Source organism: Flavobacterium sp. GT3R68 (assembly GCF_007109225.1).
Lineage (GTDB): Bacteria > Bacteroidota > Bacteroidia > Flavobacteriales > Flavobacteriaceae > Flavobacterium.
The window spans coordinates 846,763-870,352 of sequence record NZ_VJZK01000001.1 but is presented as its reverse complement, the minus strand read 5'-3'; the positions used below and the strand labels follow the sequence as shown (position 1 = coordinate 870,352).

The following is a 23,590-nucleotide window of genomic DNA, read 5'->3' as shown; positions in this document are numbered from 1 at the left end:
CTTTTTTTATTTAAGAAATCACTTTAACCATTTGACAACTTGTTTTTTATGTTCCAATTGCAGAACATATCCAATAATTCTTTAAATTAGTATTTTCAACTTAACCAAAATAATAACTATGGGAAAATTTGTAATTACTAAGAGATCAAACGGAGAGTTTCAGTTCAATTTAAAATCCAGCAATGGGCAAACCATTTTAGCAAGTGAAGGTTATGCTACCAAAACCAGCTGCGAAAATGGAATTGAATCAGTAAAAAAGAACTCTCAGGATGATTCGAAATACGACAAGAAAACTTCAAGTAATGGGAAATATTTTTTTAATCTGAAGGCCATTAATGGACAAGTTATCGGAAATAGTGAAATGTACGAAAGCGCATCAGGCCGTGATAATGGAATCGAATCCGTAAAAAGTAATGCTCCAGCGGCAACTATTGAAGAGTAAAATTCAAACCATTTTAAAATAAAAAAACCCGCTCGATTGAGCGGGTTTTTAAAAAAATTTTTGATCAATTTATTCTATCTTTAGTTTTAAAGATTTATACGAATCTGAATTGATGCCAATCAATCCGTACAAAGTTTCCCCTTTTTTAATGGTTAATCCTGTTATATTATATTTAATTAATTCGTTTTTAAATTTTTTATTAGCCCCATTAGCGACTAAGATATTTCCTCCCACAATTCCGGGCTATAATTAATCCAAAAACATTTGAACTGTTTTTTTGATCTTGATTATATAGAGTTGTGTGTTCACCTATATTATAATTCAAACCTGCTATAAACATATACCACAAATAAGAAGCCGGACGCTGCCTTAAAGTCTTGAAAATTGTCTCATTATCAACAATATCAATCCCCTTATTATCAGACGATATAATTTTTAAGTTTTTTCCAAAGATTAAATCTTTATTCGATTTATTAGTAATTTTTACAGCGACTAGTTTAATATTGTTTCGGGTTTCTTTCTTCTTATACTTTTTGCTTAACAAATCATATTTATAGTCAAATGTTACTTTCTCAAACGGATTTACTGCGACATAGTCAATTTTTTCCGGCTCAATCCTTTTGTAGCGTGATGCACAGCCTTGTAACAGAGTGATAAAGAGTAATAGGGAGGCAAATTTTAAAAATTTCATTTAAAGGCATTTATAAGATTCTGGAGATAGTTCAAAAAAAAAGCCTCTCAAAATGAGAAGCTTTTTCGGTGCGGATAATAGGACTCGAACCTACACGCCTTGCGGCACCAGATCCTAAGTCTGGCATGTCTACCAATTTCACCATATCCGCGAAATTGTGAGTGCAAATATAAACATAACTTCGAACATTCAAAGCAATTTTCTAAAAAAATATTTCCACTCTTTTTTGTATTTTTGAGCTCATAAACCCAAAACCAAAATATGGACAACATAAAATCCTATGTTCAGGAACATAAAGACCGTTTCATCAGCGAGTTAATCGAATTATTAAAAATACCTTCCGTAAGTGCCGACACTGCCTATTCCAAAGATGTTATTGATACTGCCACTGCCGTAAAAGCAAGATTGGAAGAAGCGGGCTGCGATTTCGTAGAAATCTGCGACACGCCCGGATATCCTATTGTTTATGGTGAGAAAATTATCGATAAGAACCTGCCTACTGTTTTGGTATATGGCCATTATGATGTGCAGCCGCCGGATCCATTGGACTTATGGACATCCCCGCCATTTGAACCAGTAATCAAAAAAACAGACATTCACCCGGAAGGCGCCATATTCGCACGCGGTTCCTGTGATGATAAAGGGCAAATGTACATGCATGTAAAAGCATTGGAGTACATGGTGCAATCCAAAACATTGCCGTGTAACGTAAAATTCATGATTGAAGGCGAAGAAGAAGTCGGCTCCAAAAGTCTGAGCTGGTTTGTGGAACGCAATCAGGAAAAATTGAAAAATGATGTGATATTAATTTCCGATACCGGAATGATTTCTAACCAACAACCTTCGATTACGACAGGCTTGCGTGGTTTGAGTTATGTGGAAGTGGAAGTGACCGGCCCTAACCGAGATCTGCACTCCGGATTATATGGTGGTGCTGTCGCCAATCCGATTAATGTTCTGGCGAAAATGATTGCCTCTTTGCATGATGAAAATAATCACATCACCATCCCGGGATTTTACGACAAAGTAGAAGAATTATCTACGGACGAAAGAGCAGAAATGGCAAAGGCGCCTTTCAATCTCGACAATTATAAAAAAGCACTGGATCTGAATGACATCTATGGCGAAAAAGGATATGTGACCAACGAGAGAAATTCTATCCGTCCTACATTAGATGTAAACGGTATCTGGGGTGGCTATACAGGTGAAGGAGCCAAAACGGTTATTGCCAGTAAAGCTTTTGCAAAAATCTCCATGCGTTTGGTTCCGAACCAGGATTGGGAAGAAATCACCGAATTGTTCACCAAGCATTTCATGAGCATTGCACCGGCTGGGGTTACGGTAAAAGTAAAACCACACCATGGAGGCCAGGGCTATGTTACACCTACTGACAGCATCGGCTATAAGGCAGCCAACAAAGCCTATACTGAAACATTTGGAGTGCCGGCCATTCCCGTTCGTTCCGGAGGAAGTATTCCGATTGTAGCCTTGTTTGAAAAAGAACTGAAAAGCAAAACCATTTTAATGGGATTTGGTCTGGACAGTGATGCCATCCACTCCCCTAATGAGCATTTCGGAATCTTCAATTATTTAAAGGGAATTGAAACGATTCCGTTGTTTTACAAATACTTTGTGGAGTTGAGTAAATAATTTTTTTGTTAAAACAGCCCTAAAATCAATATTTTTTTGATATATCACACATCTCATAGATAAAAAAACTACAAAAATCATATTATACTTAAAAATCCGCTTAATCAAGAGCGGATTTTTTTTGCTTTTCGTATGTTTGCGCGTCGAATGAATTAAATAAAATGAAGAAAAATATTTTAATTGCAGGTGGTGGTTTTTCAGGGTTATATAGTGCGCTAAAACTAAGCGAAAATGGACATCAGGTGACTTTAATTGAAGCGTCACCAGACCGTTGGGGCGGCCGTATGGAAACTACTATTATGGAAGGCTTTATAACCGAATGGGGGCCCATGCGATTCGAAACCCAACTTCAGCCTAAATTTGGCAAACTCATAGAAGAGCTAAAAATAGAATTGGTTCCTTTTACAGGACCAAGAGCCAATCCTTCGCAATATCCGCAATACGATCTGCCTTTGCAGGAACAAAACCTCGACTCATTGGATCTATTGCGCAGAGGTGTTTTACTCATGATGGGTAAAAACCCCACGAACCCAATAGATTATGGATGCCAAAATTGGATTGATAGCCTAACGGAAGACGATTTTCGTATCATGCGAAAAGAAGCAACCTTAAACGGAAAACCGATGTGGAATACGGGTTTTTGGAATGCTCTGAGCGAAGACGGTATTTTGAGTCATCAAGCTTTAATGAAAATTCGGGATACGGGTACTTTCTATCACATGATTCCTGACAATCTCAATGCAATCGAATGGGCCATTTGGTGGTTAAGAGCGTTCAAAACCGAAGGACAAATATTGGCTACAATCAAAAAAGGGACAGAAGAAATTACCATTCAAATGTTGAAAAAACTGAATGACAGACCCAATGTTATCCTGATTAATAATGCCAAATTAATATCTTTCGAATATAACCGTGATAAATTGTCAATCAAGTATTTAAAAGACAATCAAACTATAAATGCGACAGCAGATCACTTGATGTTGGCTATGCCACAACATCCGCTAAAAAAACTGATCACTTCCCTTCCTGAAGATATAGCCAAGTCCTTAGACGCGGTAAATGGATTCTCTATGACTAAAGTATTCTTTGTTCTGGACAAGCCTTGGTGGGATTATGACCAAACACCACAATCCAGAGCCAACCGAATGCCAACCAGAGAAATTCATTATTTCAGACGTTCCAAATTAAAGGATACTGATGGATACGGTATGATTCTTTTATATACCGATCGTCCGGCGACCGAGTTTTGGAATTATTATATTGCAGATAAAGAAAAACATGACAGGGCAGAAATCAACAATAATGATGAAATCAAATCGCAGTTTGCCAATTTTATGTCTCAAGAAGTGTATCGGTCCTTACAAGGAAATGAAGCCATGTCAAAAAAAGGATTGAAACTGACTAAAGAGGCATTGTTATTTTATTCGGATATGACCTTAAGCGAAATCAAGGAAGACATCCTGGCCTCCATTGTGTCTTATGGCATCCGGGACTGGTCATGTACTCCGTATGGCGCGGGAAATCATTGCTGGCGACCGGGAATCAAATCTTGGGAAGTACAAGAAAAATTCAAAGCTTTCTCGCTGAACGGCGGACCCAAAAATGTACACATTATCGGAGAGGCGTATTCCGATTATACTGGCTTTATTGAAGGCGCTATAAACGCCTCAGATTGGGCATTAGAACTCATTTTAAATAAAAAAATGGCAGCTCATCTGTAGGACCCAATCCTTTTAAATTCATTTCGTTTTCAGTGTTGTCACTAAAAATAAAAAAAAACGTCAACTTCTCAGTTGGCGTTTTTTTAACCAAAAACTTATTTAGTCAGTTCAGGAACTAATTTATAAAGATAATCCCCATGTTCCCCTGTGAAATATCTCCCAATTTTCTTGCCAAACTCTTTTCGTTTGCCTTCATCCTTCCATGCTTTGGCCAGTTCCTCATTTTTGTCAAAATATTTTTCAATATCCGATAATGAATCAAGCACAAAAACCTCTGTAAACTCCGTTTTATTAGCACCCCAGGCATGAACATTTGGATAATAAGCCTTTACAAAATCATTTTTATAGGTCACTGCAGTCAGATATTGATTGTGCAATTCCTTAAATTCCTTTTCGTTGCCTCCTTTTGGATAGGCCAAATGACTTTTTCTGACATAGAACAGCATTTCCTTATCCATTTTCCCTTTTGGCATTTTTGCACCAGCATAAGAACTGTATATTTCATCGGAATGATTATGACCATAATAGGTCCCTTTTTTATCAAAATAAGCGGTTCTGGCTTTTTCATCCGGCCATGCCAATTTTTCCAACTCGTCAGTTCTGACAGATGCTTTTTCAATGGCGTCCCAAGACTCAAAGGTACTCACCAGAAGAAGTTCCGTGTTGTCGGCCGTAAAATAATGCATCAGGAATTCCTGTCCTATGATGAACTCATTTTTCTTAACTACTTTTTCCAGATATTCCTTTTCAAGTGCTTTCCATGCATCCAGTGAAAAATCTTCCTGATCCATGTTCCAATGTAGTGTAGTAACGGTAATAAAATACTCTTTTTCTTCCTGAGCAATAGTGGAATTACTCATTAGAAACACTCCCATAAGTGCCGCTAAAAACGTGTGTTTAATTGTTTTCATAACTTCGAAATTTATAAGTATTAGAGATTGTATAAATACTTTTTTAAATTGGGGCGAAGTGATAAAGGGGAACTCAAATTTACAAAATAATCTTCATTATATTGATTTACAGGTAACTTTAAATAATTTTTTTCTTGTTAAAAAAGAATTTTCCATATCCGTCGGATGTTTTTCTTTCGTAAACCAAAACATATCAGCGTTTTAACAACATATATAGAATTTTGGCGTTAAATTTGCACAATCAATCATCATCAAAATCATCAATCATGCTTAAAAAATTCTTTATCCTCTGTTCAGGGGCTGACAAAAACCTTCTCGAAGGCTGCTCCGAAGGGGAGCAAACCAAATACGTCGGTATAGGGGCAACCGTTTTCTTCACCGCAGTCATGGCTTTTATCGCCAGCGCCTATGCCCTCTTCACTGTTTTTGACGATGTTATTCCCGCATTACTTTTTGGGATTGTCTGGGGTTTACTTATTTTTAATCTGGACCGTTTTATCGTTTCGACCATTCGGAAAAGGGACCGGTTTAGCAGTGAATTTTTACAGGCTACCCCAAGGATTATTTTAGCGGTGATCATTGCTATTGTCATTTCGAAACCGCTGGAAATAAAAATTTTCGAAAAAGAAATCAATACCGTTTTATTGAAAGAAAAAAACGCCATGGCACTGAATAATAAAAAAGAAGTTGCCAATTATTTTAAATCGGACCTCGATAAAAACAAATCCGAAATCGATAGCCTGAAATCCGCAGTTACCCGAAAAGAAAAAGAAGTATCTGCTTTATACAGTTCTTATATAACGGAGGCAGAAGGTTCTGCCGGTACCAAAAAAATAGGTAAAGGCCCTATTTATAAGGAAAAAAGGGAAGCGCACGATTTGGCCATGACCCAACTGGATTCCTTAAAAAGCAATAGTTCCCAAACCCTTCTGGAAAAAGAGAAAAAAGCAAAAATGCTGCAGGCCGATTTAGACAAAAAAGTTACCGATACCCAACCTATTATCGATGGCTTCGATGGACTGATGGCCCGGATCAATGCATTAGGTAAATTGCCTTTATTGCCATCTTTATTCATTATGCTATTGTTCCTTGCAGTTGAAACTTCACCGATCATTGCCAAATTGTTATCACCCAAAGGGGAATACGACCTGAAATTGGAAGATTTGGAAACAGCCTTACATGCGACGTTGGCCCAGCATAAATACCAGCGTACTTTATTGGTAAAAACAAGCGCCACGATGCACGACAAAGTATATGAAGATATTGCACAGGATAAGGAATTATACAAAATGCAACGCCAAAAAGCCACTGAGTTACTGGAACTGCAGGCCAATAGTTTTGTACAAAAACAGAAACAAACTTTAACCTAAGCATTTCATTCAAGTCATAATAGAAAAAAGTCAAGGGATAATTCCTTTGGCTTTTTTGTTTTTAAATCAAATCTTGAATATAAATGAGTAGTTTTTTTAAAAAAACTATATTTTTGCCCGTCTTTTAATTCAATTAATGAACTGAACCTATGCGTATATATTTTTTAATAGCTTCCTGTTTGGCATCCCAAATAATTAATTCACAAACTTTAAAAGGTAAAATCTTCGATGTAAACACCGATAAACCTATCGCAGGAGTTAATGTTTTTCTACTGGAAATCAATAAGAATACGTTCACCAATGAAAACGGAGAGTATAATTTTACCAATTTAGGGAGAGGTGTGTACCGGATAAAAATCAGCCAATTAGATTATACGACAAAAATCGAAACCGTTACAATTGCAAGTGACAAGGAAAACCTAATTCTCGATTTTAGGTTAAATACTCAGTCTTTTAAATTGGATGAAGTGGTTATTTCAAATGCTTTCTACGACAAACAAGATAAAAATACTTATAAAATTGACGTCGTTAAAAAGGGCAATCTTCAAAAGATGGGGGCTGTTACGATCATGGATGCGATAGAAAAAGTACCTGGTGTTGATGCCATATCTACCGGGCCTATGGTTTCCAGACCTGTCATTCGGGGTCTGTCAGGAAACAGGGTTCTAACGGTTGTGGACGGAATGCGATTTGAAACCCAACAATGGGATGATGAGCATGGAATAGGTGTTAATGAACTCGGACTGGATCGTATTGAAATCATAAAAGGCCCTGTAAGTTTGTTGTACGGACCGGAAGCCATGGGTGGAATAATCCATATCGTTAAAGAACAGCCGGCAGAGGTAAATACTAAAAAAGGATATGTTTCAAGCAGATTGTTTTCAAATAACCTCGGCGCCAGTACCGAAGCGAATTTACAGGGCGCAAAGGAAAAATATAATTGGGGCGTGAATGCATTGGGCAGATTACTTTCTGATTATTTCTAGAATGGATATGATTTCAGGGTTCCCAATACACGATTACTGGAATATGGCGCAAAAGGATATGTGGGGAAAAACGGGAAATGGGGATCTACAACCTTATCGTATTTGTTTAATAAAGCGTACTACGGCATTTTAGACGGAAAAGATATCGTTAAGGATGAAAACGGACAAATAACCAATATCGATAGCCTGGAAGCAGAAAAATTCCCTTTCGAAATTGAAGCTCCTTTTCATGAGGTTACCGATAATCGTTTAAACTCCATGTCCACGTTTCTTTTAGGAAAATCAAAAATCGAAACCACTTTTGGATATCAGAATAATCATAGAATTGAAAACGAGGAATTAAGCGGCGTTAAAAAAGGGTACAGGTACTTAGACATGAGTTTGCAATCGTTAACCTATGATGTAAAATGGCATTTACCAAATTGGAATAAATTTTCTACGATAATCGGTACGCAAGGGATGCATCAAAATAATAAAAATTTAAAAAATGCTGCTGCGCAAATAATTCCGGATGCGACCATCAATGATATCGGTTTTTTGGCATTGACCAAATTAGATTTGGAAAAACTTTCCTTGAGTTTTGGGGCAAGATACGATTCCCGTATTCTGGAATCCAAACCGATGAATGAAGCAGATAACAGGACGAAGAAATATAACAACATCAGTTATTCAGTAGGTACCTCTTATTTATTGGCTAAAAATTTAACGGCAAGAGCCAGTTTTGCTTCCGGGTACAGAACACCTAATTTGAACGAACTTTTTTCGTATGGTGTTAAACTTGAAAACCAGCGATTTGAAATAGGCGATGAAAATTTTAGGAAAGAAACCAACAATGAAATCGATTTATATCTGCTATTTACTTCCAAAAACATCTCGATAGAAGGCTCGGTTTATAACAACATGATTGACGATTACATCTACATTAAGTCTACCGGTAATATGGTCCAAAGCAATATTGATCCTCTTGAAATAGTCCCTGAATATAAATTCTATCAAGCCGATGCCAGAATTTATGGAGGAGAAGCAGGAATAGACATTCATCCGGCGACAATGAAATGGACGCATTTTGAATCAAAAATCTCCACTCTTACCGCAAAAAGAAGAGACAACGACTCTTATTTGCCTACTATGCCGGCCACCAAATTATTCAACACATTATATTTTAACTTTGACAAAATCAATAGTTTCAAAAATACATTTTTCAGTATCGGAACCCTGACCGCTTTTACGCAGGATAAAGTATCGGAAAACGAAATGGAAACGCCGGGTTACACGTTATTAAATATTGGCCTCGGCGGAACGTATAGAAAATGGGAATTTACCCTGGCAGCTAATAACGTCATGGACAAAACCTATTTGGACCACATATCAAGATTCCGATCGTTTGAAATTATTGAGCCGGGAATTAATGTTCAATTCGGCGTGAAAATTCCAATCGATTTAACGAAATAATAAAAAAGGGCCGTCGATTGACAGCCCTTTTTTATTATGATTTTAGATTTTACATATACTGTAAAACTTCTGCTTTCAGTTTGTCATATTCGCCCTGAAGAATCAATCCGTTGTCCAATAATTTTTTATAATTCTGAAGTTTCGAAAACAACTCTTCGCTTGACATATCGCTGATCTTTTTCTCTAAACTAGTCTGAGCAATTGGTTCCGCATATGGTTCCTGTACTGCCGGAGTGGACGACATGATTTCTGCGAAAGAAGTTACTTCTTCTGTTTCGATTTCCTCAAAAGGATACTCACTTTCATCAACGATTGCTTCTTCAATAACTTCCGCAGTTTGTAAAACCGATGCAGTTTGAGAAATTGGTTCCAATACTATTCCATTTTTCAGGATGTCGATTTGTTCTTTGGCATAAGTAAAAATCTTTCTTGCCTGGGTTTTAGGAATATAATCGATGGAAACCTGAATGTCTGTTTTGGTTGAAAACGAAAATTCGGATCCCAATATATTTTCCTTTACGAAAGTCCCTACGATTTCATCCCAGGTGTAATCGATAAAATCCATGGAAAGTCCCAAATTTTTTGGCTTGCAAATGATAATACGTTTATTGGTCAGGACAATGCTATCCGGAAAAACGGTAATGGCTGGCTTTTTCTGAACGCCAATATATCCGACTTCTTCGTTTTTCATCAATAAATCATTCAATTTTGAAGTGATTTTTTCTATCGCTTTTGGATCTTGTTCTTCGTTTAAAAAACTTTTGATTTGTTCTTTCATCTTATGCTGAATTAATTCAGGGCTGTTTGTTATTTATTTGCAATGGCACCGCAAAAGTAATGCCTAATTCGATAATTCGATAATTTCGTTTTGTATTTTTTTAGTTAAACTTTTGAAAACCAAATCATACGAATGATCAATCAGTTCCCTCACAAATGAATCCGGTACGTCACGGTTTACATCAACGGTGTTCCAATGGATTTTACTCATGTGGTAACCCGGTTTGATATCATCATATTGTGCCCGCAATTCTTCGGCCCGATCCGGATCACATTTTAAATTCGTCGACGGATTCCCGTTTTCCCATCCTCTTAGTGAAGACAGGGCAAACATTTTACCGCCCACTTTAAACACCAAAGTATCTTCATCAAATGGGAAATGTTCGGTAACTCCTTTTTTGGAAAGGCAGTATTCGAAATAAGTCTCTATGTTCATATACAGATTTTTTCCATTAATTTTTCAGGGTGTGCCAATGGATTGAAGCCAAATTTCCGATACAGAAAGTGGGCATCCGAAGTAGCCAACCGCCAGATTTTAACTTCTTGCAGTTCTGGTTCGGTCATCATCGCCTCAATTAAAATGGACGAATAGCCGTTTCCGCGATGTTCCTCGGCAATAAAAACATCCATCAGATAAGCGAAAACCACGTAATCCGTAATTACCCTGGAAAAACCAATTTGTTTATCATCCAGATAGATTCCGAAACAAAAGGAGTTATCAATTGTGGTCTGTACTTCGTCAATTGTCCGTCCGGCGGCCCAGTAGACATCTTTCAGGAAGTTTTGGATAAAAGGGATATCCAGTTTATTTTTATCGGTAGAAACAATTATCATATTTGATATAAAATCGGTTTGCTTGGACTGGCATCGTTTTCAAAAGAAGCCATTTGCAGATTCAGCAGATAACTGCCATCTTTTATTTCATTGGCCACAAAAACCAATTCGGTAATCGTTGCATCATGCCGTGCATCATCATTCAAATCATTGACATCTGTCACGTTCCAAAATGCTTTATGAGCCAATAACCTCCCTTCGTCATGTTCTTTGTCAACGCTGGGCAAATCTATCAGTAAATGGTAAATTCCGATTTCACGAATGAAAGTGGCGGCCCCTTCTTCGAGATAAGGCGGATTGGTGTTCGAATATTTTTTGGATAGTTTATCATTCCCGTTTGGCCGCGTCCGGATCACAATAGCTTCCGGTTTTTTTCCGTTTAACGCTTTTTCAATCTGCATTTTGGTAATTACCAAATCGTCGCCTTGCACTTCCGGGGTTACCGAAACCAATTCTGCCAAAAAGAAAAACTGTTTCAGGGATTGATTGATGCTGTAAAATTGGCGGGTAATATGGCCCAGGCATTCCGTATGGGTTCCATGTCCGTGAGGATTGAAAAAGATATTATTGAAATTGGTCGAAGAACTTCCTTCCGAAACCTTTCCGATCCAATCGCCAAACCGAACGGGTTCAATCATCGGTTTTTCGATATACCACGCTATAGGATTGGCATCGGTATTGGTCAACGAAATCGAAATGTCGATGGGTTTTGAGAAATCGACTTCTAGAGTTTGATTGTTGTGTTGAATCGTTGCTTTCAAGATTTGGAATTTTACTCCAAATTTAACCAAAATAGGTCACTGGCGATTCCATCACTGAAAAATTTTCCTTTTTTTGTCGTTTGCAAAACATCATTTTCGACCATCAGTTTTTCGCTCTCGAGGTATTGTTTGGCATTTTGCATCATACAATCCAGATATTCCTCGCCAAATTCATTTCGGATCCTTTCCAACGAAACACCCCAAATGGTTCGCAAGCCCGTCATTACATATTCATTGTAACGGTCTGTTTTCGATAAAATTTCGGATTCTTTTGGCAGTTGATTTTCCTGAATCGATTTCAGGTACAAACCATTATTGGAAATATTCCAACTTCGGGAAATCCCGTCGTAACTGTGCGCTGAAGGTCCGATACCCAAATATTTTTTTCCTAACCAGTAGGCCGAATTGTTTCTCGAAAAATAATTCTCCTTTCCGAAATTGGATAACTCGTAATGTATAAAACCGTTTGCTTCCAGGGTTTCGACCAAAATCATGAAATGTTCGTGAGCGACTTCATCTTTGGGAGCCGGGATGATTCCTTTTTGGATAAATTGGGCTAAGGCTGTTTTGGGCTCCACCGTTAATGCATAACTTGAAATATGGGGAATCCCGAAAGACAATGCCGTTTGGATATTTTGTTTCCATTTTTCGTTGCTCATACCCGGCATCCCATATATCAAATCAATAGAAATATTATCAAAATGTTTGGTCGCTTGGGTAAGACATTGTTTGGCTTCTTCGGCATTATGAGCGCGGTTCATCATTTTCAGATCATCTTCGAAAAAAGATTGGATCCCGATGCTGAGACGGTTAATTTTAGATTTGGAGAGTTCCTGTATTTTCTCAAATGACAAATCATCGGGATTGGCCTCAAGCGTAATTTCAGGATTATCAGAAACAGAAAAATTTTGATAAACCTCCTCTATCAGAAAATTGATTTCGTCTGAAGTTAAAACTGACGGCGTTCCTCCACCGAAATAAATAGTCTCTACTGTCTCATTTTCAAACTCACTTTTACGGAGCTGCAATTCTTTGGCCAAGGCCAGAACCATCTCGTCTTTCTTTTTCATCGAAGTCGAGAAATGAAAGTCGCAGTAATGACATGCCTGCTTGCAAAATGGGATATGGATGTAGATTCCTGCCATAAAAAAGGGCTGATAGCCAGCCCGTTTTTTTAATTAATTAGATGGTTGAGCTTTCACTAAAAGTTCCGTTTGTTATTGTAATGGTAGAGCCGTTTGTGGGATGGGTCGCTATTAAGTTAAAAATTCCCTCAACATTATTATTGTTTGCTCTAGTATACGTTATCGTCCCATTAACGTTATATTCGATAAGAGAATGTGTTGCAACTTCATATTTTGAAAATTTAATTCTATTATCATCAGCATTACTTGTAAAAGCAAAAGTACCCGTAACTGGTGCATTGGAAGGATATGAAATGCCTATTTCGTACTCGCTATCATTTTTTACATTTAGAACCGTGGAGTTACTTGTATTATAGGTCGTAAATGCCAATCCATGCCAAGCTTGTCCGTTTAGTTCTGCGTAGGTTCCCAAATCATTCATTACTGACTGCGCTTCAACATATGTGACTTTAAATGAACCCTTAACGACCGCGAAATTGGACGTATGATTAAATTTATCATCATAAACTTTTCCTTCATAATTTACTCTTATTGTTTTGTCTGTGGCATTTAGTTCAATTAGTTGAAAAGTAAAAGTATTGGCACTGAAATGGTCAGACACCACTTTTACAGAGAAAGGACTCGATTCTATGGTTGGAAAAGTATATGCTTTGTATAGATTCCCGTAAATATTGAATTTAAAATCAATCCCTAATCCTGTAGTTCCATCTGTAGTTCCATATACATCAATAAAATCTCCATGTTTTATACCTTGCCAATTAGTAACGTTTTTTGTTTGACCGTTATAGGTCAGATTAAAAAAATCTGCACCTGCTCCAGAATCTGCACCATCAGAAGAACACGAAAACAATGTAGCTATTATTAATAATGCACTTAAAAATTTAAAGAATTTCATAAAATTATTGATGTAGGTGTTTCGGCAAAAGTAATCATTTCTTTACTCTTTCCTCATTCTGTTTCACAAAGGCATCCCATCCGGAATAACTCTTTTCGCCAACCACTTTTCCGGAGTTGAAAAAATGACAAACGGCTGCCGCCAATCCATCGGTACTGTCGAGATTTTTTGGTAGTTCCTTTAATCCTAACAATTGTTGCAGCATTTTGGCAACCTGCTCTTTGCTGGCGTTTCCGTTTCCGGTAATGGCCATTTTTATCTTCTTGGGTTCGTACTCAGTAATCGGGATATCTCTCGACAATCCTGCCGCCATCGCGACACCTTGTGCACGTCCTAACTTTAGCATTGATTGTACGTTTTTGCCAAAGAAAGGCGCTTCAATCGCGATTTCATCCGGATTGTGCGTGTCGATCAATTCAATGGTGCGCTCGAAAATGATTTTTAGTTTTTGATAATGGTTGTCATATTTGGATAACTGCAATTCGTTGAGCTGCAGGAATTCCATTTTTTTATTGATGACCTTTATCAATCCAAAACCCATAATCGTCGTTCCGGGGTCGATTCCTAATATGATGCGTTCGTTTGCCAATTTTAATTTGTTATTTTGCAACAATGATTTCAATATCCGACAAAGCTAAACAATTCCTTATTCTTGTCGCCAAACTTTTGGTGGTTGGCGGAGCATTTTATTTTATATACAATCAATTAGCCCATAATGATAAATTGGACTGGGCGCTTTTTGCTGAAAAATTCAAAAAAAACCAGTCGGTATTAGGGATTTTGTTTATCCTGTTTCTGAGTGTCCTCAACCGTTATCTGGAAATATTGAAATGGCAGAATCTGGTAGGCGTTATTCAGAAAATATCCGTGGGTGATGCTACCAAACAAGTATTGGGTGCACTTACTGCGGCTCTTTTCACACCGAATGGTTTAGGCGAATATGCCGGAAAAGCATTGTTTTTTGAGAAATCGGAAACCAAGAAAATCATCTTCCTGAACCTGATCTGCAATGGAATCCAAATGCTGCTGACTATTGTGTTGGGGATTTTCGGGCTTTTGTATTTCAATGCCAATTTTAATGTAATTACCACCCGAACGGTTGTGATTCTTTTTGGAGGTTTACTTGTGGGACTGGGTGTTTTATTTTTAGCCAAAAAAATGACCATAAAAGGCTATTCGATTGAGAAAATCATTCACAGGATTAACGCCATCCCGAAGCCGATTCATCAGAAAAACATTGTATTGGCGATTGGACGTTATTTGGTTTTTTCGCATCAATATTACTTTTTATTTCGGGCTTTTGATGTGGAATTGCCGTATCTGATATTGATGGCTACTATTTTTGCCGTCTATTTTTTAGCTTCGTCCTTGCCGACTTTCCAGTTTTTGGATTTTGCCGTAAAGGGAAGCGTCGCGGTGTATTTCTTTGGATTATTGGGGGTCAACGAATGGATTGTGGTTTTTATCAGTACCTTGATGTGGTTTTTGAACGTGGTTTTACCCGTCGTTATAGGAAGTTATTTTGTACTTAATTTTAAATCGAAATGGAAGCAATAACAATACTGCTCTATCTGAATGTCCTGATATATATCCTTTTTATAATCGGATTGATTTATGGTTTCCCAAAGGTAAAAACATTTAAAAAGTCTGAAGTGCATCCCAAAACCACTTTCTCCATTATTATTCCTTTTCGTAATGAAGAGCATTATTTACCTCAACTCTTACAGAGTTTTTCCCATTTGGATTATCCCAAAAACCTCTTTGAATTTATCTTTATAGATGATGATTCTGAAGATCAATCTGCTAAAGTGATTACCAAATGGCGCATGGAGCATGGACTTTTCCATACGACGGTTTTAGAGAATGTACGCATTTCAAATTCCCCAAAAAAAGACGCCATTTCGCGGGCAATCCCGATTATTAAAAATCAATGGATTATAACGACTGATGCCGATTGTACCGTGGATTCGAATTGGCTGCTGACTTTGGATAGTTATATACAGAATCATGACGTTTCGATGATTGCAGGCCCGGTGACTTATAACGGTAAACGCTCCTTTTTACACCGTTTCCAGCAGATGGATTTAATGAGCCTTCAGGGTGTTACCATCGGAAGTTTTGGACTTCAGAAGAGTTTTATCTGCAACGGGGCGAACTTCGCTTACACTAAAAAATTGTTCCAGGAATTGGATGGCTTCAAAGGAAATTCGGCAATCGCCAGTGGTGATGATGTATTTTTACTTCAGAAAGCTGCGGCACAATTCCCGGATAAGGTTCATTATCTGAAATCGGATTCGGCTATTGTGCGTACGGAACCATTGAACAATTGGAAATCGCTGTTTCATCAAAGGGTACGTTGGGCGTCTAAAACGACTTCGTATCAAAGTGAATATGGGGAGATTTTGGCGATGGCCGTATTCTTTGGGAATTTGAGTCTGTTGGTTACGTTGGTATTTTGTTTATTTCACCTGTTGCCTTGGGAACATCTTGCGATTTTATTCATAGTAAAATTTACGATCGATATGGTTTTATTGATACAAACCAATCGGTTTTTGAATAAAGGGAAATTCCTGTTTCCGGTAATCAGCAGTTTATTGTACCCTTTTTTCAGTACTTCTGTGGCATTATATACGATGTTTGGAAAGTATGAATGGAAAGGCCGGAAGTTTAAACTTTAGATAAATCTTAGCCCCGATAAAAGTGGAAATCCTTTTTACTCGTTTTTTAACGAGATAAAAAGATTGCAACGGAGAGCGGGAAATAGCTCCTGAAAATTATTCTACTTTTAAGATAACCGGCAAAACGAATTGGGTTTTCACCGGAATTCCTCTTTTGATAGCAGGGTTGACTTTCGGGAAATCGACTAAACGGGCATGAAGAATACTGTCAATTTTAATGGTATCATATGCGACGGAATCTTTAGGGAATTGAGGCTCAAATTGCATGGTCGCGTCTGGATAAATCGTCACTTTGACATCAATAGTGTCCAGTTCCGGATACAAAATTGCAAGGGTATCGATACTTAATTTTTGCTGAATGGTTTGGGTCAGAAACTCAAAGAAACATTGCTTTCGCATCGCCTCATCCTTAATCTTTTCACATTCGGCGATGGACGGAAATTCATCCACTTCGTTCCAATTGATGGATTTTAATTCTTTCTCCAATAATTCATCCTTTGACGGAACGCGCTTATCAAAGTACTGACAGGAGGTAAAAAGTAAAGCCAGCAGCGGTGTTATTAGAATTATTTTTCTCATATTCGTTACAGAAACCCATGCGTTTCGATGGATATAAAATTACATTTTAATTTTTCAAAAATACTAAAAATTAATTTATGGATTTAGCCTTGTTACTTATTGGATTCGCCTGTATGCTTATTGGAATCGTCGGCAGTTTTTTGCCGATTTTACCTGGCCCGTCGATCAGCTGGATTGGATTACTGTTATTGTATTACACAAATACTGTTACAGCGAACTATTGGGTGTTGGGCATTACGCTGCTGATCACTATTATCGTTACGATTCTGGATTATACGATTCCGGCAAAAGGCACCAAACATTTTGGAGGCACCAAATATGGGGTTTGGGGAACGAATATCGGGTTGGTGTTGGGTTTATTTTTTCCGCCGATTGGTTTTATCCTTGGACCATTTGTTGGGGCTTTTATTGGTGAGCTGATTTACAACTCGCAAGATAAAAAACAGGCTTTCAAAGCGGCCGTCGGTTCCTTTATTGGATTTTTGGCGTCGACCTTCATCAAAACCATGGTTTGTGTTTCTTATTTAGTGCTGTTTTTTTATATTGCCTGGGAAAACAGGACTATTTTATTTTCATAAAAAAAGCCATCTTCCGACGGCTTTTTATTTATTAAAAATTGAATTATTAATTCACCATCAATTTTTTCACCACTTTAAGACTATTCGTAGTGGATACTTCAAGGAAATAAATTCCGTTTGTAGCAGCTGACAAGTCTATAGTTTCTATAGCCATAGCATCAGGCGTCTTTTTACTCATAATCACTTTCCCCATAAGATCATACACGATCACATTTGCAATAGCATCCGAATTATTCTTTAGAGAAATGGTGACGATATCATTTACCGGATTTGGAAAGAATACAAAGTTTCCATTTTCAAATTCATCTACCCCCAACACGGTTACGAATCGGGTTTGGAACGTATTGGTGACAATCGCCGGGTTAAAGTCAAAATAGATCGAAGCTGTATTTGGAATAACATCACCTACTGCATATCCTGGTTTTGGTTTTATTTTGAACATTACATAACCTTTTCCACCTGCAGGATTTTGAGATACCGGTGGTAATTGGATATTGTTAAATGTCCACGTTAAATCATTCGCTACTCTGTCCAACATATACGCATGACTTCCGTTAATCATTTTTATGGAAGTTTCGTCCAATTTGGAATCTAAAACATCATTAACACGCAAATTTACAGCATTCGCAGTTCCAGTATTTTCAAAACGGATGGTGTAATACAAATAATCATTTGACGTGAAGCCGGAATGTAAAATTTGTTCCCCGTGTGATTCCATTTTATCATTTGGATCATAGGAGCCGACAATCATCTGTGTAGCATTTGAAGTATTATTTCCGGAAACAACCTCTCCGGCTAAAGGTGCAATAGACGCATTATTTACCAAATAATTACCCAGTGTTACCGTTGGAATGGTTGGAACCTGCATGGTTACCGTCATTGTTCGTACTTCAAAAGGAAGCAAATTGGTAAAATTATAAGTGAAGCCATTCGCGTTCGAAACAGTACCAGTTTGTGTATTTGCTGTAATGGCAACTAACGCATCCTTGTTGAAGGTCAACGTTCCGGAAGCAACCTGATTGCCATTATTTGCATATACAATCTTATTTTGATATGTAAAACCAGGTCTTGGTTGTCCAATAGGTGCAATAGCCAAGCTTAAATCATTATAAGGTTGTGTAGCCGTAACGGGAAAATTGTACGTTTGACTTCCTGTAGCAATATTAACATCAATATAAGTTGCGCTTGAAGTATAAAATCCTGCATAATTAGGATCAACAGAATAACTCAAATCATATGTATTAGATGTAGTATCATAGATATTAAAAAAACCGGTTGGCGAAATAACATTGTGCACAACACTATCATTATTCATTTCGTAATGGAATTGTCCTAAAGGAAAATTAACTTCTCCAAATTCTTTTGTTCCATTATTATTACTATCCAGAAACGCGTTAAGGGTGGATAAGCCATCAACACCGCCACAGTTAATAGTTCCAGCTCCCGGAGCCCCTACATTTGTCTGAGTAATTAAGATAGTACCTGGCTGATTGCTAAAGTTTGTAACCATCATTAGATAAAACTGACCTGTAATTCCATTCGGCATTGTAAAAGTTTCGACCGCAGAGGCAGAATAACTGCAGCCCACAACATTATTAATGGTAAGTTGTCCGGAACACGGTGCCACCGGATCAGCAAAAGGGCCATACAATATAAAATCAACATCTCTAGCTACTCCACCATTATCCGTTTGGCTTATCTGAAAATTTAATGGCCCGGAGGCATCAATCTGCATATAAAACCAGGTTGGGTTCGGTTGTGATCCTAAACAACTATAGTTCGGCCCAACTTGTGCCGCAGGTGAATTGGTCGTACTAGGAAAAGAGCTCCCGTTAGCCTCACACAATGGAAAAGCTCCTACACAAGTATTCGCTTGCGCAAAAAGTACCGAATTAGAAAAAAGAAAGATAATGAGAAGTAATAGTTTTTTCATGAACGTAGGATTTTGGGGTTGAAGGTATAAGTCTCAGACGAAATTAAAAAATACAAAAGGTCATCTCAATTTGTAAGAAACGGACGCAAGATATAAAATTAAAATCGTTCTTGCCTAAAAAACCAAACCTCCTTAAATCAAAAAAGCTATCCACAATAAAGTGGAAAGCTTTTCATTGGTCTAACTACTAAACCTGGTACTTGCGTACCGAAACAACACAACTATTTTAAAAACCTTTTTGGGGGCAAAAAAGCCTTTCTTTACGAAAGGCTTTCCCCAATTTAAGCGGTCTGGACGGGACTAAATTTAGTTGAGTTATTCAGTGCGTTATCAATGACTTACGTTATTTGTTCTCTAAATGTTTCCTAATTGTATGCCTATTTTTATTTTAATGTTTAGGTTTATCAGTGTCTAATTGTAAATATAGTGGAAATATTTCAAATAACAGAAGTCATCTTTTTACATGTTATAAATTATATCAAAAAAGTATATTGGATTGATTTGTTTTTATGGTTAAATTAGGAATTAATAAAAAAGACGGTTTTCACACCGCCTTAATTTTAGGAGTATTTCCAAATAAATCCCCCACTTTGCTCTCTTTCTTCCCTGCAACACCTAGTTATGCATGTTTTTGAAACTCCAGATTTTTTGGATGCATCTGATGCGGACACATGGCAAGCTATCAGATTACCCTCTAAAGAAATTTGTTTAACTGGTTTTTTTCTCAAATCAGAGTTGGAGTTAAATTTATCTGCGCTGGAATAACTCCAATGGTAACCTTTGCAAGTTTTATCAATGCGTAAACAAACGTTTCCTATACTCTTTTTAGTTGCGTTCACTGCATGACCTGCACTAGTCAAATCGTCATAACAATTGAGCAATTCTCCAGTTTCAATATCATATTGATAAACTAATTTTTTAAATCCGCCACCTCCATTGTTTAAATTGTAACCTTCCTGAAAACTGTTGAACAAAATAATATTTTGAGTCTCTTTTTCAGCCAATTCATTTAAATTGGTAGCGGTATCAATTTGCTCCCAAGTAAAAGATTCGGAACCATAAGTGTATAATGCTTCATGGAAGTCTGCGCAATCAATCCTTTTGGATTTTTGTAAATGATCTATTTTTCTCTCTTCAAGGGATTTTGTGGTTGCGCCGATATATGTTTCACCTGTAAAAGTGTTTTGCGCTTTGTATATAATATAATTATTCATGTAAGTATTTTAAATTAATAAGTTGTAATTTTTGACAGATTAATGAGCAGTTGTGTAAACATTAAATTCCAATACAACTTTATTCATTATTTGCTCAACTATTTCGACATCACTTTCTTTGCAAAACAGAGCGTCGTAAACATATCCCACATAAATACCTCTGGAGTTCAATTGTTTAATACACTCTGTCATTATTTCAACTTCTTTGGCAAACATCCTCATAGATGTGATTCTGTGCGCTTTCAGGCTCGTTTGTTTCTCCCTCATGATTGTCTCATTCATTAGGGGTTCGGACTCATTATAGAAGTCGTAAAGTGCACTACGCTTCATGCCTTGCACTCTTTTATTGAAATAGGACAAGTGTTGAATTTTTACGTCGCTAATGTCTAAATTGATTCCCTCTGCAACTATATCATGTGTCAGATATTTTTTTGAACCTCCGTAAATCGATATTGCTATATTAGGATGCAAAGCTTTGTAGTCGACTTCAACTATACGTTCGCCATCAATTTTAACTAACTTTCTAATCCAACTGGGCATAAGGGTAAAGCTGTCTACAACTCTGCCGCCAGATTTTTCATCTCCTACAATTGGGACCATAAAACTTCTTTGGGTCAGGTAATCAAATTGCTTTATATTGTTTTCAACGAAACTTCTAGAAGAAACATCCTTGAAATAAGATTCTGAATGTTTATTCAAAAAGGTAAGTGTCTTTCCTTTCTTGCTTTTGTATTTTGCCTTAACCAGTTTTTTTGCTTCCATCACCAAATCGTTGTAATTTGGCAAGTCAATTTTCGCGTATAAATCTATTAGATTATTAGCGATGACATTTTCTTTTGCCTTTTTTACGAGGCTATAAAAGAACTTATTTCTTTTATGAAGGATTTCTTTGTTTTTAATATTATACTCAACTAAACGTGTCTTATAATAAGTGTCTGTCAAGCCATACTCCTTACTTGAAACACCTTCTTGATATGTTTCATTGCCAAATTCATTTTCTTTGACTTTGATAATCCCTTCAGTATTATTTGTACTATATTTTAGAGCTTTAATAATATGTGGGTAAATAAATGTATTGTCATTACCTTTTTTAGTTTGTTCATGCATTAATGTTGAAGACAAACTTTTCCACCTATTGTCATCAAACATCGTTGAAGAAAGATTTGAAACAATTACAAGACACTTTTCAATTGCAATTGTTTTATCGTTGTCAATGTTTTCCAAATACTTTTTTGGAATACGTCCTAGATTTCTTTGAACTTTTTTTGGAATAAGTATGGTACTTACATTTGGGAAAAATAGCGGATAACTGACTTGAATTTCATCAGGTATTTCACTGTCATACTGCCCTACAACACCCGTGTTTACTGGGTCAATAGTAAAACCATCAACTGTACTCCCATCAGTAACATATATAAGGGGAGAGATAAGGAAAGAGGAGGAAGTAGATAAATTAATTAAATTTTCATTGCAAACTGATTTTGCAATATTCTCAGCTGTATTCTGAGCTTCATTGTTTGGAATTACCATTTCGTAGTTTATTTGAAAGTTAAATTTGAAATGCAATTACTAAGTGCTTGTTTTGGGAATTTGCCCGCTAATGAGTCACTTAAATAATTTGCAAAATGGAATTTAGCCTAATAAAAAGCAGAAGTGATATGTGTATTTTTTGTAGATTTTTGTATTTTTCGTTGAAATCACGGAACTTTTGAAGTAAGTCGAAATCCGATTTAGTACAAAGGTAATCAAAAATATGACAATTCCAAATTTTTAAGCACTTATTTTCAATAAAAGTCTTAAATTAATGTAAATAAATTGACTTTTGGTTAAAAATTGTACTTTAAACTAATAAAAATTTAAAAACTCATGTGCACTTTCCATAAAATGAGCGTTTTTTGATTGCAGAAATTGTCACAGACAATCATTTTAAAGCATAATGTCAAAATTATAATAGTAGTACCCCTCGTTGTTTATTATGTAAACGGTCTTTAATTCAATCGTAGTCTTGATTTCGTCAACAAGAACGATTTGTCCTTTTTTCAGTATGCCTACATCTTGTATAGCTTGGACTTTTATTGGACAGTACAACCGTATTAGAACTCCGTAATGCGTAATAATATATATTTCCCTTGAAGAACTGTATTTGATTAGTTCCCACAACTCATTTTTTGTCATTTTTCAGATTGATTATTTCTTTTTTAGATGTTTATTTTGCAGATGTAATTAGCATAAAAGCTATGTTATATATATGGTTGGCTATGGATTTCGGAAGCTTTCAGCCAAGGAATATGCCATTTTGTGTTTGTCCGCGCAAACAAGTAGTTCAATTTTATTTTTAGATGTTTGTCGATAGTTTGTCCAAATAAAAAAGGTCTCCATATAGAAGACCTTATTTATGCAGGTTAGTGTACTAATTCACTATTTACTAACTGATGTTTTAGTGCATCGACACCCGTCACATACTCATAACGATGATTTAGTTTTACAGTTTCACCCGTTTCCCTAATGGTGAACTCATAAGAGTCACTTGGAACTTTAATAATTGTCCCGTCAAATTGTGAACCTATTAAACTTTTGCAGGTGGCTTCATCGAATGTAGCAGGAACTTTCACTGTCCTTGCCGTGAAATACATTTTGCCAGTTGTTAAACTTTTTACAGGCTCGACGCCTCCTTGTAGAACCAATAACAAGAAATTTTCTCCGTCTTCTTTTTCTACTGATTGATACCCAATTATACTTACCATAATTTTTTGTGAGTTAAGATTATACATTAAAGGCACTTCCCCGAGAATTGAATAAGTTAGAATGTCAATTCAACTAGTCACCCTCGGGGTATCTCCCAAAGTTTTAGAAGAGTCGGGGTGTGACGTTGGGTTAATCCAGACGTTCGATTGTAATTTTTTTGAAAAAAATAAAAATTTTAATATTCTAAATTTATACAATAAAAAAGGGCTCCGTAAACAGGAGCCCTAA

The 23,590-nt window shown here is 36.7% G+C and carries 23 protein-coding genes and 1 tRNA gene; 9 read left to right on the top strand and 15 right to left on the bottom strand.

Features of this window, described 5'->3' with window-relative positions; translation table 11 throughout:
• Nucleotides 1-118 precede the first annotated feature (118 nt).
• Nucleotides 119-442 carry a YegP family protein gene (locus FNW07_RS03765; protein ID WP_126745278.1) on the top strand — a complete coding sequence of 108 codons (324 nt, stop codon included), beginning with the start codon at nt 119-121 and terminating at the stop codon, nt 440-442.
• Nucleotides 443-650: 208 nt separating this feature from the next.
• Here FNW07_RS03765 and FNW07_RS03760 read toward each other — a convergent pair whose 3' ends face one another.
• Complete coding sequence (locus FNW07_RS03760) at nt 651-1,133, bottom strand: hypothetical protein (RefSeq protein WP_126745277.1); 483 nt, start codon at nt 1,131-1,133, stop codon at nt 651-653.
• A 69-nt stretch (nt 1,134-1,202) separates the two neighbouring features.
• Nucleotides 1,203-1,284, bottom strand: a tRNA-Leu gene (locus FNW07_RS03755).
• A gap of 110 nt (nt 1,285-1,394) precedes the next feature.
• Here FNW07_RS03755 and FNW07_RS03750 point away from each other — a divergent pair.
• Both FNW07_RS03750 and FNW07_RS03745 read left to right on the top strand, forming a co-directional pair.
• Entirely contained in the window at nt 1,395-2,783 is a 1,389-nt protein-coding gene (locus FNW07_RS03750; protein WP_126745219.1) for a dipeptidase, read from the top strand.
• Nucleotides 2,784-2,944: 161 nt separating this feature from the next.
• Complete coding sequence (locus FNW07_RS03745; RefSeq protein ID WP_126745220.1) at nt 2,945-4,504, top strand: FAD-dependent oxidoreductase; 1,560 nt, start codon at nt 2,945-2,947, stop codon at nt 4,502-4,504.
• A 95-nt stretch (nt 4,505-4,599) separates the two neighbouring features.
• Here FNW07_RS03745 and FNW07_RS03740 read toward each other — a convergent pair whose 3' ends face one another.
• Complete coding sequence (locus FNW07_RS03740; protein ID WP_126745221.1) at nt 4,600-5,415, bottom strand: hypothetical protein; 816 nt, start codon at nt 5,413-5,415, stop codon at nt 4,600-4,602.
• 266 nt (nt 5,416-5,681) lie between these two features.
• Between FNW07_RS03740 and FNW07_RS03735 the strand changes: the two genes are divergently transcribed.
• The 3 genes from FNW07_RS03735 (at nt 5,682) to FNW07_RS03725 (ending at nt 9,223) form a co-directional block, all read left to right on the top strand.
• The gene (locus FNW07_RS03735) at nt 5,682-6,785 is read left to right on the top strand and encodes a DUF4407 domain-containing protein (RefSeq protein ID WP_126745222.1); all 1,104 of its coding nucleotides are present in this window, start codon (nt 5,682-5,684) and stop codon (nt 6,783-6,785) included.
• A gap of 179 nt (nt 6,786-6,964) precedes the next feature.
• Nucleotides 6,965-7,771, top strand: a complete 807-nt coding sequence (locus FNW07_RS03730) for a TonB-dependent receptor (protein ID WP_158626884.1) — start codon at nt 6,965-6,967, stop codon at nt 7,769-7,771.
• A gap of 60 nt (nt 7,772-7,831) precedes the next feature.
• Complete coding sequence (locus FNW07_RS03725; RefSeq protein ID WP_126745224.1) at nt 7,832-9,223, top strand: TonB-dependent siderophore receptor; 1,392 nt, start codon at nt 7,832-7,834, stop codon at nt 9,221-9,223.
• Between the two features lie 49 nt (nt 9,224-9,272).
• On the opposite strand, the gene FNW07_RS03720 is transcribed toward FNW07_RS03725, so the two are convergent.
• The 7 genes from FNW07_RS03720 to ruvC all read right to left on the bottom strand — a co-directional run bounded on the left by FNW07_RS03720 (nt 9,273) and on the right by ruvC (nt 14,224).
• Complete coding sequence (locus FNW07_RS03720; protein WP_126745225.1) at nt 9,273-10,001, bottom strand: PH domain-containing protein; 729 nt, start codon at nt 9,999-10,001, stop codon at nt 9,273-9,275.
• A 63-nt stretch (nt 10,002-10,064) separates the two neighbouring features.
• Nucleotides 10,065-10,436 carry an MmcQ/YjbR family DNA-binding protein gene (locus FNW07_RS03715; RefSeq protein ID WP_126745226.1) on the bottom strand — a complete coding sequence of 124 codons (372 nt, stop codon included), beginning with the start codon at nt 10,434-10,436 and terminating at the stop codon, nt 10,065-10,067.
• Nucleotides 10,433-10,834, bottom strand: a complete 402-nt coding sequence (locus FNW07_RS03710; protein WP_126745227.1) for a GNAT family N-acetyltransferase — start codon at nt 10,832-10,834, stop codon at nt 10,433-10,435. Before FNW07_RS03710 ends, FNW07_RS03715 begins: the two co-directional genes overlap by 4 nt.
• A complete protein-coding gene (locus FNW07_RS03705; RefSeq protein WP_126745228.1) occupies nt 10,831-11,595 on the bottom strand; it encodes a cyclase family protein in 765 nt (254 codons plus the stop codon). The genes FNW07_RS03710 and FNW07_RS03705 overlap by 4 nt, the downstream gene beginning before the upstream one ends.
• Before the next feature lie 11 nt (nt 11,596-11,606).
• Nucleotides 11,607-12,740, bottom strand: coding sequence for a radical SAM family heme chaperone HemW (gene hemW / locus FNW07_RS03700; RefSeq protein ID WP_126745229.1), 1,134 nt, complete (start codon nt 12,738-12,740; stop codon nt 11,607-11,609).
• Nucleotides 12,741-12,777: 37 nt separating this feature from the next.
• Nucleotides 12,778-13,635 carry a hypothetical protein gene (locus FNW07_RS03695; protein WP_126745230.1) on the bottom strand — a complete coding sequence of 286 codons (858 nt, stop codon included), beginning with the start codon at nt 13,633-13,635 and terminating at the stop codon, nt 12,778-12,780.
• A 34-nt stretch (nt 13,636-13,669) separates the two neighbouring features.
• On the bottom strand, nt 13,670-14,224 hold the full coding sequence (gene ruvC / locus FNW07_RS03690; protein ID WP_126745231.1) for a crossover junction endodeoxyribonuclease RuvC: 555 nt from the start codon (nt 14,222-14,224) through the stop codon (nt 13,670-13,672).
• A gap of 23 nt (nt 14,225-14,247) precedes the next feature.
• Here ruvC and FNW07_RS03685 point away from each other — a divergent pair, with 23 nt between their 5' ends.
• Both FNW07_RS03685 and FNW07_RS03680 read left to right on the top strand, forming a co-directional pair.
• The gene (locus tag FNW07_RS03685) at nt 14,248-15,192 is read left to right on the top strand and encodes a lysylphosphatidylglycerol synthase domain-containing protein (RefSeq protein ID WP_126745232.1); all 945 of its coding nucleotides are present in this window, start codon (nt 14,248-14,250) and stop codon (nt 15,190-15,192) included.
• Nucleotides 15,180-16,313, top strand: a complete 1,134-nt coding sequence (locus FNW07_RS03680) for a glycosyltransferase (protein WP_126745233.1) — start codon at nt 15,180-15,182, stop codon at nt 16,311-16,313. Before FNW07_RS03685 ends, FNW07_RS03680 begins: the two co-directional genes overlap by 13 nt.
• A 96-nt stretch (nt 16,314-16,409) precedes the next feature.
• On the opposite strand, the gene FNW07_RS03675 is transcribed toward FNW07_RS03680, so the two are convergent.
• A complete protein-coding gene (locus FNW07_RS03675; RefSeq protein ID WP_126745234.1) occupies nt 16,410-16,892 on the bottom strand; it encodes a hypothetical protein in 483 nt (160 codons plus the stop codon).
• 77 nt (nt 16,893-16,969) lie between these two features.
• Here FNW07_RS03675 and FNW07_RS03670 point away from each other — a divergent pair, with 77 nt between their 5' ends.
• Complete coding sequence (locus FNW07_RS03670) at nt 16,970-17,470, top strand: DUF456 domain-containing protein (protein WP_126745235.1); 501 nt, start codon at nt 16,970-16,972, stop codon at nt 17,468-17,470.
• Between the two features lie 46 nt (nt 17,471-17,516).
• Here the strand turns inward: FNW07_RS03670 and FNW07_RS03665 are convergent, their stop codons facing one another.
• The 4 genes from FNW07_RS03665 to FNW07_RS03650 form a co-directional block, all read right to left on the bottom strand.
• A complete protein-coding gene (locus FNW07_RS03665) occupies nt 17,517-19,403 on the bottom strand; it encodes a T9SS type A sorting domain-containing protein (RefSeq protein WP_126745236.1) in 1,887 nt (628 codons plus the stop codon).
• Between the two features lie 560 nt (nt 19,404-19,963).
• Nucleotides 19,964-20,617 (bottom strand): endonuclease, encoded by a 654-nt coding sequence (locus tag FNW07_RS03660; RefSeq protein WP_126745289.1) that lies wholly within the window; start codon nt 20,615-20,617, stop codon nt 19,964-19,966.
• Nucleotides 20,618-20,656: 39 nt separating this feature from the next.
• Complete coding sequence (locus tag FNW07_RS03655; RefSeq protein WP_126745290.1) at nt 20,657-22,147, bottom strand: hypothetical protein; 1,491 nt, start codon at nt 22,145-22,147, stop codon at nt 20,657-20,659.
• Between the two features lie 872 nt (nt 22,148-23,019).
• Nucleotides 23,020-23,301: a hypothetical protein gene (locus FNW07_RS03650; protein ID WP_255512721.1), complete on the bottom strand. Its 282-nt coding sequence runs from the start codon at nt 23,299-23,301 to the stop codon at nt 23,020-23,022.
• Nucleotides 23,302-23,590: the final 289 nt, after the last annotated feature.

Coding starts and splice junctions, on each gene's coding strand:
- FNW07_RS03765 (WP_126745278.1), top strand. CDS start 119: ATGGGAAAATTTGTAATTACTAAGAGATCAAACGGAGAGTTTCAGTTC.
- FNW07_RS03760 (WP_126745277.1), bottom strand. CDS start 1,133: ATGAAATTTTTAAAATTTGCCTCCCTATTACTCTTTATCACTCTGTTA.
- FNW07_RS03750 (WP_126745219.1), top strand. CDS start 1,395: ATGGACAACATAAAATCCTATGTTCAGGAACATAAAGACCGTTTCATC.
- FNW07_RS03745 (WP_126745220.1), top strand. CDS start 2,945: ATGAAGAAAAATATTTTAATTGCAGGTGGTGGTTTTTCAGGGTTATAT.
- FNW07_RS03740 (WP_126745221.1), bottom strand. CDS start 5,415: ATGAAAACAATTAAACACACGTTTTTAGCGGCACTTATGGGAGTGTTT.
- FNW07_RS03735 (WP_126745222.1), top strand. CDS start 5,682: ATGCTTAAAAAATTCTTTATCCTCTGTTCAGGGGCTGACAAAAACCTT.
- FNW07_RS03720 (WP_126745225.1), bottom strand. CDS start 10,001: ATGAAAGAACAAATCAAAAGTTTTTTAAACGAAGAACAAGATCCAAAA.
- FNW07_RS03715 (WP_126745226.1), bottom strand. CDS start 10,436: ATGAACATAGAGACTTATTTCGAATACTGCCTTTCCAAAAAAGGAGTT.
- FNW07_RS03710 (WP_126745227.1), bottom strand. CDS start 10,834: ATGATAATTGTTTCTACCGATAAAAATAAACTGGATATCCCTTTTATC.
- hemW (WP_126745229.1), bottom strand. CDS start 12,740: ATGGCAGGAATCTACATCCATATCCCATTTTGCAAGCAGGCATGTCAT.
- FNW07_RS03695 (WP_126745230.1), bottom strand. CDS start 13,635: ATGAAATTCTTTAAATTTTTAAGTGCATTATTAATAATAGCTACATTG.
- FNW07_RS03685 (WP_126745232.1), top strand. CDS start 14,248: ATGATTTCAATATCCGACAAAGCTAAACAATTCCTTATTCTTGTCGCC.
- FNW07_RS03680 (WP_126745233.1), top strand. CDS start 15,180: ATGGAAGCAATAACAATACTGCTCTATCTGAATGTCCTGATATATATC.
- FNW07_RS03675 (WP_126745234.1), bottom strand. CDS start 16,892: ATGAGAAAAATAATTCTAATAACACCGCTGCTGGCTTTACTTTTTACC.
- FNW07_RS03670 (WP_126745235.1), top strand. CDS start 16,970: ATGGATTTAGCCTTGTTACTTATTGGATTCGCCTGTATGCTTATTGGA.
- FNW07_RS03665 (WP_126745236.1), bottom strand. CDS start 19,403: ATGAAAAAACTATTACTTCTCATTATCTTTCTTTTTTCTAATTCGGTA.
- FNW07_RS03660 (WP_126745289.1), bottom strand. CDS start 20,617: ATGAATAATTATATTATATACAAAGCGCAAAACACTTTTACAGGTGAA.
- FNW07_RS03655 (WP_126745290.1), bottom strand. CDS start 22,147: ATGGTAATTCCAAACAATGAAGCTCAGAATACAGCTGAGAATATTGCA.